11 protein-coding genes are annotated in these 9,701 nt (G+C 62.8%); 4 read left to right on the top strand and 7 right to left on the bottom strand.

Going from position 1 to position 9,701, the window contains the following annotated elements:
* Nucleotides 1–396 precede the first annotated feature (396 nt).
* The 4 genes from fur to IDH44_RS19150 all read right to left on the bottom strand — a co-directional run bounded on the left by fur (nt 397) and on the right by IDH44_RS19150 (nt 3,409).
* Nucleotides 397–855, bottom strand: coding sequence for a ferric iron uptake transcriptional regulator (gene fur / locus IDH44_RS19165; protein ID WP_190920425.1), 459 nt, complete (start codon nt 853–855; stop codon nt 397–399).
* A 77-nt stretch (nt 856–932) separates the two neighbouring features.
* The gene (gene spoIIM, locus IDH44_RS19160) at nt 933–1,559 is read right to left on the bottom strand and encodes a stage II sporulation protein M (protein WP_190920424.1); all 627 of its coding nucleotides are present in this window, start codon (nt 1,557–1,559) and stop codon (nt 933–935) included.
* 68 nt (nt 1,560–1,627) lie between these two features.
* Entirely contained in the window at nt 1,628–2,839 is a 1,212-nt protein-coding gene (locus IDH44_RS19155; RefSeq protein ID WP_190920423.1) for an endonuclease Q family protein, read from the bottom strand.
* A gap of 3 nt (nt 2,840–2,842) precedes the next feature.
* Entirely contained in the window at nt 2,843–3,409 is a 567-nt protein-coding gene (locus tag IDH44_RS19150) for an NUDIX domain-containing protein (protein WP_223869823.1), read from the bottom strand.
* Nucleotides 3,410–3,501: 92 nt separating this feature from the next.
* Between IDH44_RS19150 and mciZ the strand changes: the two genes are divergently transcribed.
* A complete protein-coding gene (gene mciZ, locus IDH44_RS19145; protein ID WP_190920422.1) occupies nt 3,502–3,699 on the top strand; it encodes a Z-ring formation inhibitor MciZ in 198 nt (65 codons plus the stop codon).
* A gap of 9 nt (nt 3,700–3,708) precedes the next feature.
* Here mciZ and IDH44_RS19140 read toward each other — a convergent pair whose 3' ends face one another.
* On the bottom strand, nt 3,709–4,497 hold the full coding sequence (locus tag IDH44_RS19140) for an anti-sigma factor (RefSeq protein WP_190920421.1): 789 nt from the start codon (nt 4,495–4,497) through the stop codon (nt 3,709–3,711).
* Nucleotides 4,494–5,072: an RNA polymerase sigma factor gene (locus tag IDH44_RS19135; RefSeq protein ID WP_190920420.1), complete on the bottom strand. Its 579-nt coding sequence runs from the start codon at nt 5,070–5,072 to the stop codon at nt 4,494–4,496. The genes IDH44_RS19140 and IDH44_RS19135 overlap by 4 nt, the downstream gene beginning before the upstream one ends.
* 220 nt (nt 5,073–5,292) lie before the next feature.
* Between IDH44_RS19135 and IDH44_RS19130 the strand changes: the two genes are divergently transcribed.
* Genes IDH44_RS19130 through IDH44_RS19120 form a run of 3 tightly spaced genes read left to right on the top strand, consistent with a single transcriptional unit; the run spans nt 5,293 to nt 8,518 of the window.
* Nucleotides 5,293–6,474, top strand: a complete 1,182-nt coding sequence (locus IDH44_RS19130) for a COG1470 family protein (RefSeq protein ID WP_190920419.1) — start codon at nt 5,293–5,295, stop codon at nt 6,472–6,474.
* A gap of 2 nt (nt 6,475–6,476) precedes the next feature.
* The gene (locus tag IDH44_RS19125; protein WP_190920418.1) at nt 6,477–7,502 is read left to right on the top strand and encodes an ABC transporter ATP-binding protein; all 1,026 of its coding nucleotides are present in this window, start codon (nt 6,477–6,479) and stop codon (nt 7,500–7,502) included.
* Nucleotides 7,503–7,543: 41 nt separating this feature from the next.
* Nucleotides 7,544–8,518, top strand: coding sequence for an ABC transporter permease (locus IDH44_RS19120; RefSeq protein WP_190920435.1), 975 nt, complete (start codon nt 7,544–7,546; stop codon nt 8,516–8,518).
* A gap of 8 nt (nt 8,519–8,526) precedes the next feature.
* Here IDH44_RS19120 and IDH44_RS19115 read toward each other — a convergent pair whose 3' ends face one another.
* Nucleotides 8,527–9,672 carry a M20/M25/M40 family metallo-hydrolase gene (locus tag IDH44_RS19115; protein WP_190920417.1) on the bottom strand — a complete coding sequence of 382 codons (1,146 nt, stop codon included), beginning with the start codon at nt 9,670–9,672 and terminating at the stop codon, nt 8,527–8,529.
* Nucleotides 9,673–9,701 lie beyond the last annotated feature (29 nt).

Raw genomic sequence — 9,701 nt, 5'->3', positions numbered from 1 at the left:
CTAAGCGGCGCCAAGCGGCTGCGCGGCTACACCGCCCGCGCCCAAGGGGCGGGGCTGCAGCAGCTCGAGGCGTCCGCCGCGCTGAGCGTCCCGCGCGCCGCAGGCACGGCTGGCGGCGCGGCGCTTGCCGCACGGGTCAGAGGCGCCGCTGCACGGACCGTTCGGGCCATAGGCGCAGCGCGGTCCGGTAGCGACGCGCAGGCCGGGGCAGGCCGCGGTGCAATTAGGCGCCGCCCGACACCCGCTTATTCGCAGCAGCGCCCGCGCGGCTTGCGGTCGACTGCCCCCACGCGCCGTCCGCCTCGGATCGCCCCCCGTTAGACGACCAAACGGCTTCGAGCCCGCATGAAGCGGAATCGAAGCCGTTTGCAATTTCTACACTTTTTTTCGTGGACTTTACGTTTCTTTATTGTCGTTTTTGTCACGGCAACGTCGGCAGACGCCCTGAAAGTCAAGCCGGTGGTCGACAACGTGAAACCCGTATTCCTGTTCAAGACGCTCTTCGAGCGGTCCGAGCCAATCGTCCATAATCTCGTCCATCGCCCCACATTGAACGCAAATAAGATGATGATGATGATGTTGATTGGAGTCGGTTCGCAGATCGTACCGGGCAACACCGTCGCCGAAGTTCATTTTTTCAACTACATGAAGTTCGCTGAGCAGCTCCAGCGTCCGATACACCGTAGCCAGTCCAATTTCCGGCGCTTTGTCCTTGACGAGCATAAAAACGTCCTCGGCGCTCAGGTGATCCTCTTCGTTTTCCAGCAGCACGCGGACCGTCGCCTCGCGTTGAGGCGTCAGTTTGTAGCCTTGGGACTGCAGCTGTTGTTTGATTTTATCGATCCGGGCTTCCATAGCTTCCCCCTTTTGCGCCGACGCAACTTCACAGATGGTTTTATTATAGGGGGAATTTGCTCGGAAAGTCAAACCTTTTACCTCAAAAAAGAGGATGCCCACGCCATCAGCGAAGGCGAGAGATAAGCCTCCACCGCCGCTGCCGCCCACACCGCCGCCAGCAGCACAAGCAGAACCGACGTATGCGACACGAACGGGTCGCGAAGCGTGCCCGATTTGCCGAGCAGCCGATGCCTGAAGATGTGCATGGCGAAGGCGCTCGAGGAGACGCTCATCGCCAGCAACGCAGGCAGTACGAACAAGTTGGGCGGCGCAATCGAGACGAGGGCGAACAGCACCCCGTGCCACTCGTACTGGCTGACCAGCACGGCGACCGCAAAGCCGATCAGCACGCCCTTGAAAAAATCGAGCACGAACACGAGCGGCAAGCCGACGACCAATAGTCCCGGCAGCCAGAGCAGCAGCAGCCACTTCGTGTGAAACCACCCCCGCTCGACAAAAGAAGCGGCGGCATCCGGGGCCGCATCCGTGCCGAGCAGCCCGGCAAAATGCGCAATATCGGCGCTGAGATTCTGCTGCTGCTCAAGCGTGAGCGCTCCGACCAGCAACGTCCCGAACACAACGCCGACGACAAACAGCGCCGCCACAAATGCATATAAAGGGAGCTGGTCCTTGACCAGCGGGCGCAGGAAGTAAGACTTCATCGACGGGCTCCTTTCGATCCGACCGTTACACTAGATTGTATGTGGTCGAAACATGCCCTATGCCGCCTTTACTCCCGCGCGACGCTGCCGTATACGCCGCCGCCGCCCGCGTGCAGCCGCAAGCCTCCCGAGCGGGCCAATGCGATCAGCTCGCCCACGCGCGGTCCGGCCGCCTCAAGCAGTTGTGCCTCGGAGACGTCGTGCAGGATCGCCATCTCGGTGCCGAAGCGCTCGAGCAGCCGATCGAGCATGCGCGGCCCGACGCCCGGCACGAATTCGAGCGGCACCTGGTGCACGTAGGGCGGACGCGCGCGCCCTGCGCCATCAGGCTTTGCCGCGGGGCCCGCAGACGCGGCAAGCTCGGCGATTCGTTCGGCCACGCCCCTTACCAGTTTGGCGCTGCCGCAAGCGGCGCAGCGCTGATCCGCGGCGCCGGCCTCGGTCCCGCAGCGCATGCAGCGGGTGCGGTGATATTTGCCGAGCCGGGGATCGAGTCCGTAATTGGCCGCTATGCCTCGGCCCCGCTCCCCGCGCAGGGCGAGACGCAGCTCCTCGAAGCTCGCCTCTGCCAATCGCAGCGCATTGTACTCTCTGCCGATCTTGGCGAGCGAGTGGGCGTCCGAATTGGTCAGATACGGATAGCGACGCAGCTCGGGCAGCTGCTCCGCCATCGCCGTATCCGCGCTCAAGCCGAGCTCGACCGCATCGATCCGCTCCGGGTCGAGTGCGTCCGCTATGCGCCGGGAGCTGCTGCCCAGCAGACTGCGGTGCGGCGTGAACAGATGGGCCGGGACGAACAGCCCGCTTCGCTCGGCGGTCACCTCCTGCAATACGCGACCGGTTGCGTAGAGCCGCTGCGAGCTGAGTTGCACGTTGCGCATATGCCGCTCGAGCCACCGCGTCAATGCGCGCATGGCTTCGAAATCCGGCATGTAGACAAGATAGTGCGCCGGCGAGGCCATCCCCTCGTCGCGCACCTCGATTTCCGCCCCCAGCACGAGTGTCGTGTCCTTGTAGCGCACGCCGCCGCCTGCGATTTCGGTCATTTCGCCCCGCTCCAGCAGGTCGGCGATGTCGCGCTGCACGCCGGGCGAGTGAGCGTCGATGACACCGAGCAGGCCGATTCCTTTACGGTTGGACGCCTCATGCGCGATATTCCGGAAGGTTAAGTCTCTGCTGCCGCTGATTTTGACCGGCTCGCCGCGACTGGTCCGGCCGATATGCAGATGCAGATCGGCATAGACGGTGCGCAGCGCCGGCTCTTGAGCCGTGATCCGCACGACTTACAGCGAGCCGGTCAGCGTGTAATGCCGCCAGGCGTAGACGGCCAGGATGGTCTTGGCGTCGCTGATCCGCTCCTCCACGATGCACTGGAGCGCTTCGTCCAAGGTCAGCTCCAGCACATTCAAGTATTCGTCTTCGTCCGGCTGCAGCTCGCCCGCTTCCAGCTCGTCCGCAAAATAGAGGTACAGCTTTTCGTCCGCGAAGCCAGGCGAGGTGTAGAATGCGCTAATCGGCTGCAGCGCGGTCGCCCGGTATCCGGTCTCCTCCTCCAGCTCGCGCGCCGCCGCCGCCATCGGATCCTCGCCCGCGTCGAGCTTGCCCGCCGGAATTTCGATCTGAAATTTTTCCATCGGCTTGCGATATTGCTCCACCGCAATCATTTTGCCGTTATGCAGCGCGAGCACTGCCGAAGCGCCCGGGTGGCGCACAATTTCGCGAGTCGCGGTTTTGCCGTCCGGCAGCTCGATCGTGTCGACCTGCAGCGAAATGATCCGGCCGTCGAATATTTTTTTCGTCTCCAGCGTCGGCTCGAGACCGCGCTGCGCGTGCGATTGTTTGTCCATCATCCGGTTTCACTCTCCTTTGTCGCGGTATGCAGGGATATCTGTGGGCATGTCCGCATACCCTTCATTATAGCAAGAGAGAGGGAGCGATGACCATGATCAAAGAAATCGGGGACAAGCAGCTGCGCCTGACCGGAAAAGCCTGGGAGGTGCGCCACGCCCTGCGCGCCATGGCCCGCGGAGCCGGCCAAGAAGGGCCGCTGCTGCATGCCTACCTGGACGCCCAGGCTCCGGAGCGCGCCCGCGGCGTTGCGCCACGCAAGCTTTATAGCGGCACGCCGGAGTCCGTTTGAAACGTCCATTTAAGGCAGTTTGGCAAAAATCGAGCGTAGGGAGGTCGGACTGGTGCTGCCGCCTTTGGGCTCAACGCTTAGCGCAATCCGATCCGCCTCCCCCAGCAAGTCGGACTTGACATACAGGTGCGCGCGACCGCGCGCCTGCTTCAACACGCCCATATTCGCATACTCGCGACCGCTCACCGCCCACACCTGGTAATCCTGCTCCGAATAGGCCGGCCAGCCCTCGATCAGCAGCAACAGCTCTCCCGAACCGCCATTGATCCACACATAGGCGTCGCCGCTGCCGCCAAGCTGGGGAGGCACCCGATACGAGGTCGCAGCCGGGTCATGCATGACCGCAGCGGCCGCCGGCTCGTGGCGGTCGATATACGCGTCGATCGGCTCCCGAGCGGGCAGAGCCCGGTGCAGCGACCAAGCGAGCAACAGCACCAGGCAGCACGCGGCTGCCGTTCCCGCCGCCAGCTTGCGCCGGCCGGCGCGGCGGCGCGCAAGCTGGGCCACGTGCCTGCGCAGCCGCATGTGGAGCGGACTGCCGATGCGCGCCGGCTCCTGGGCCGCGTCCGGAGCTGCCCCCGTGCTGCGCGCGCCGGCCGGACGAGACGAAGCGATGGATATCCACGTCTCGCGATTGCGCACACAGACCGCACAGTCCGGCAGATGCGCCAGCATGTGCGCGCGCTTGGCGCCAGTGAGATTGCCGAGCGCTTCGTCCGCCCAATCCGTCTCCGTCCAGCCGGCCGGACAACGGCCGGACAATCGCTCTTGTGTATCCGCCGTCTGTCGAATCCTCATTGCTCCTCGCCCCTTTCCCGTTCAATCCATCCGTGCTGCGACAATTGCTTTCGCATGTTTTTAATTCCATACCGCATCCAGGATTTCACCGTGCCGAGCGGTACCTTCCAGGCTGTCGCAATTTCCTTCTGCGTGCGCGACTCCGAATACGCAGCGACCAGCACCTGCCGCTGCGCGCCTGGCAGCCGGCGCAGCGCCTCGACCGCGGCGTCGCGCTGCAGCCGGCGCAGCACCCGCTCCTCCGGCAGCGCGTCCGCAGCCTGCCGACGCTCGTCGACGGGACGCAGCACGATTCGCTGTCGGCGCCGGAGGCGATCGAGGCAGCGGCTGCGCGCCATGACAGCCAGCCAGCCTTCGACCGTTCCGCGCTGCGGATCGTATCGCCCGCCTTTTCGCAGCACTTCCAGGAACAAGTCATGACAGGCGTCCTCCGCTTCCATGCGGTCCCCCAGATGGTGCAGGGCAATGTGATAGACAAGACCGGCATAACGCTGGTAGAACCGGTCAAAAGCCTCGACGGAGCCTGCGCACATTTGACGCAGCACCGCTGTCATTTCCTCGTTCTCCCGCTCCATGGCTACCTTCTCCCCTCGTTGATCATCGCGCTGCGCATCCGATCGCTTTGCTTTCTGTTTTATCAGATTTTTTTCAGACGCGCAATTCCTGATCCCGTACAAACCCGCAAAAAAATATTTTTGAGCGCGTAAATCCAAACGGGCATCTCATGCGTACTTGGGTTGAATCTGCAACACATGCACTTGCATGACGCACAATTGCCAAAGGGGGAATTTTGAAATGTCTGCTGTACCAAGCCGGTTGTCGATTCGGTCACTGTGGCCGAGCTGCCTCGTCCTTGCGCTCGCCTGCTCACTATTGCTCGCGCTGACGGGCGCTGCTCCGCGCGCGCACGCGGCGGAGGGAATCGAGCTGTATACGCCGTATACCGAACTGTCTGCGCCGCCCGGCGAATCGATCAGCTACAGCATTGAAGTAATCAACGACAGCAGCGCGACGCAGCAGGTGGCCGTCGGGCTGACGACGGAGGCCGCGGACTGGCAATACGAACTGACCGCAGGCGGCAGGGCCATACGCACGTTAGCTGTCAAGAGCGGCGAGTCCCAAACACTCACACTTCAGCTCGAAGTGCCGCTGCAGGTGGAAAAAGGCGCGTACACGTTCCGTGTAACGGGCGGCGCCGCCGCGCTGCCCCTTACAGTCAACGTGTCGGAGGCGGGCACCTTCAGCAGCGAGCTCACCAGCGACCAGGCCAACCTGGAAGGCTATGCCGACACCACGTTCAGCTTCACGGCTTCGCTGCGCAATCGTACCGGCGAGGCGCAGACCTACGCGCTCAGCGCCGACTCGCCCGCTGGCTGGGACGTGCGCTTCAAGTCAGGCAGTGACACTATCACCTCGATCGCCGTCGAGCCCAATGCTTCCCAGACGATTACCGTCGAGGCAGTCCCGCCTCAGAGTGTGGCGGCCGGCACCTATCCGATTCCGATCCGAGCCGCGAACAACGCCACCTCCGCCGAGACGTCGCTGGAGGCCGTCGTGACCGGCAACTACGGGCTCGCGCTCAGCACCTCGAACGATCTGCTCAGTACGGATGTCACCGCCGGCGGAGAGCGTCGGCTGGACGTCGTCGTGACCAATACCGGGACGGCCGAGCTGCAGGACGTCTCCTTGACCTCTCAGGCACCGGTAGGCTGGGAGGTGACGTTCGAGCCAGCGACTATCACCTCTGTCGCACCCGGCGAGACCGCCAATGCCCAAGTACGCATCAAATCGAGCGGCGAGGCGCTGGCGGGTGATTATGCCGTCAGTCTCGCTGCGTCCTCAGCCCAAAAAGCGGACGACCTCACGCTTCGCGTCGCGGTGAAGGCGTCCGTGCTGTGGGGCTGGATCGGCGTATTGATTGTAGTCGCTGTTGCGGCGGGCATCTATTATCTGTTTCGCAAATACGGGAGGCGATAAAGATGGCGGAGGCGATCATTGCGCTGCGTCAGTTGTCCAAGCATTACGGCGATAAAAAGGCAGTCGATCGCCTGGATCTGGAAATCGCGCGCGGCGAGATATTCGGCTTGCTCGGTCCCAACGGGGCCGGTAAAACAACCACTATCCTAATGATGCTGGGCTTGACGGAGCCGACCGCAGGCTCGGCTCTCGTGTGCGGAAGCGATGCGACGCGTCATCCGCTGGAGGTCAAGCGACGCGTCGGCTACATGCCTGACGATATCGGATTCTACGAGGACCGGAGCGGGCTGGACAATCTCATCTTCACCGCCCGGCTCAATGGCGTCTCGCCCCGCGATGCAGCCGATCGCGCCGAGGCGCTGCTGCGGCGCGTCGGTCTGGAGGAAGCGGCAGATCAAAGGGTCGGCACCTACTCACGCGGAATGCGGCAACGGCTGGGGCTGGCTGACGTGCTGATCAAGCGCCCGCAAGTGGTCATCCTTGACGAGCCGACGCTCGGCATCGATCCTCAGGGGGTGCGGGAGCTGCTCGCGCTCATCTCCGATCTGAGCCGCAAGGAAGGGCTGACGGTCCTGCTCTGCTCGCATCACCTGCATCAAGTCCAGCAGATCTGCGATCGGGTCGGATTGTTCGTGCGCGGCAGGCTGATTGCCTGCGGCACGATTGAGGCGCTAGCCGAGCAGTTGAACGCCTCCGGCACGGCGCAGATCGAGCTGCGCCTGGCCGGATGGCCCCCCGACATCGGCGCGCGCCTGCAGGCGCTGCAAGGTGTTACGGCCGTACGAAGGTTGCCGGAGGAGTCGGAGCAGGCTTCCGGAGCAACGGACGCCGAGACGGGGGGCGTCCATGTGGAGCACGGCCAGGGTCAAGAGCTCCGATTGCTCGTGGAATGCGCGGCACCCGGCCTGGCGCCTGCTATCGCGGCCGAGGTTCATGCCAGCGGCACGGCTCTGCTGGAGCTGCGGCGCGTTGCTTACGGGCTCGACGACATATATCGGACTTACTTCGAAGGGGAGGATGGACCATGACAAGTCCGCAGCAAGACGCAGCGCTTCCGCACGGCGGCGGCATGAATGCTGCGCAAGAGGAGACGCGCTTGCGGCGTCCGTTCTGGATCCTCGTGGCCAAGGAGATCGGAGATCATATGCGGAGCTGGCGCTTTGGCATATTGTTCGCCATTATTGTGCTGGCCAGCGTAGGATCGGTCTACGGCGCGATTACCGCGCTGCAAGGCGGGGTGCAGCAAGCCGAGTTCGATGCGAATTTTTTGTTTTTGCAAATGTTTACGGCAGTAGACAGCAGCCGGCAGCTTCCCAACTTTATGACCTTTGTGTCTTTTCTCGGACCGCTGATGGGCATTGCTCTGGGCTTCGATTCCATTAATACAGAGCGGAGCAAGGGCACGCTGAGTCGCTTGCTCTCGCAGCCGATCTATCGGGATGACTTTATCCGCGCCAAGTTCGTTGCGGCTCTGCTGCTAATCGCGGCCGTCGTGTTCAGCCTCGGCCTGCTCGTCATGGGCGTGGGTCTGCTCACAATCGGTTTCCCGCCGACGCCGGAACAATTTTTGCGCGTCGTCCTGTTTTTATGTCTGGCGGTTGTATATATCGGCTTCTGGCTGACACTCTCAATCCTGTTTTCCATCCGCTGTCGCCAGGCCGCCACGTCGGCGCTTTCCGGAATTGCCATCTGGATTTTCTTTTCCTTTTTTTACGGCATGCTGCTCAATCTGCTGGCCGGGTCCATGATCGGCGATGCGGGCCAGATGTCGCTGCGGCAGCAGGAGTGGCTGCTGGCGCTGAACCGGTTATCCCCGGCCCAGCTCTTCTCCGAGGCGACGACGACGCTGCTCATGCCCGGCGTGCGCTCGCTCGGCCCAATGACGATGGAGCAGGTCTACGGCGCGATTCCCGCTCCGCTTCCGCTCGGACAGAGCCTGCTGCTCGTATGGCCGCAATTGACAGGACTGTTGGCGGCGACGATGGTCTGCTTCGGGTTGAGCTATTTGCTGTTCATGCGTCAAGAGATCCGCTCGCGCATGTGAAGCAAGCGTTACTGGGCTGACGCAGCCTTCGCTGCATTGCGGATAATCTGCACGACGAGCGCTGTCAGCTTGACGAGGTCGGCTGCCTTGATCTGCTCCTTCGTCGTGTGAATATGCTCGTAGCCGACAGCCAGATTGACGGTCGGGATGCCGAGGCCGTTGAAGATATTCGCATCGCTGCCGCCTCCCGATTCGAAGCGGCGCGGCGTCCCTCCTACTGCCTGAATTGCGCGCTGCGCGAGCGCCACCACCGGCGAATCGTCGCCGTGGCTGTATCCCGGATAGATAATCTCGCTCTCGAACCGAGCCGTGGCGCCATAATCCTCGGCCGCACTGACCAGTGCCTGCCGCATCGCTTCAAGCTGCGCATCCAGCTTATCGGGGCACAGACTCCGCGCCTCCGCGTCCAGCCTCACCCGTTCGCATACGACATTGGTTGCGCCGCCGCCCTCGAACCGGCCGATATTGGCCGTAGTCTCCTTGTCGATTCGGCCCAGCGACATGCGCGAGATGGCCTTGGCCGCGACTTGGATGGCGCTGATGCCGTCCTCCGGGTTAACCCCCGCATGCGCGGACTTGCCGATCACGTGCATCGTCACCTTGGCTTGCGTAGGCGCGGCCACCGCCAGGTCGCCTATCGTGCCGTTGGAGTCGAGCGCATACCCGTATTTCGCTTCCATGTGTGCGGGATCGAGCGCCCGCGCGCCGCACAGTCCTGCCTCCTCGCCCGCTGTGATGACGAATTGCACCGGCCCGTGCGGCAGCTTGCGCTCCTTGAGCACGCGAATGGCCTCCAGCATCGCCGCGATGCCGGCTTTGTCGTCGCTGCCGAGGATCGTCGTGCCGTCGCTGCGTATGTACCCGTCGTCGTCGAGCTGCGGTTTGATCCCGCAGCCCGGACTGACCGTGTCCATATGGGAGGTAAAAAAAATACAAGGCGCATGCGCAGCGGACGCATCCGACGGCAAGAGCTTGATAAACAGGTTGCCTGAGCCGTGACCCGTGGTGACAGCCGTATCGTCCTCGAAGACAGTCAAACCCAAGGCTTCGAACTCCCGCTTCAACACAATGCTGATCTCCTGCTCGTATCTGGTCTCGCTGTCGATGCGCACCAGCGACATAAATTGTTCGATAAGTCGTTGTTCGTTTATCATGGACTTCCCTCCGGGGCTTGATATCGTAT

Source organism: Paenibacillus sabuli, from assembly GCF_014705605.1.
Taxonomy (GTDB): domain Bacteria; phylum Bacillota; class Bacilli; order Paenibacillales; family Paenibacillaceae; genus Paenibacillus_D; species Paenibacillus_D sabuli.
This window is presented reverse-complemented; position numbering and strand designations above follow the sequence as displayed.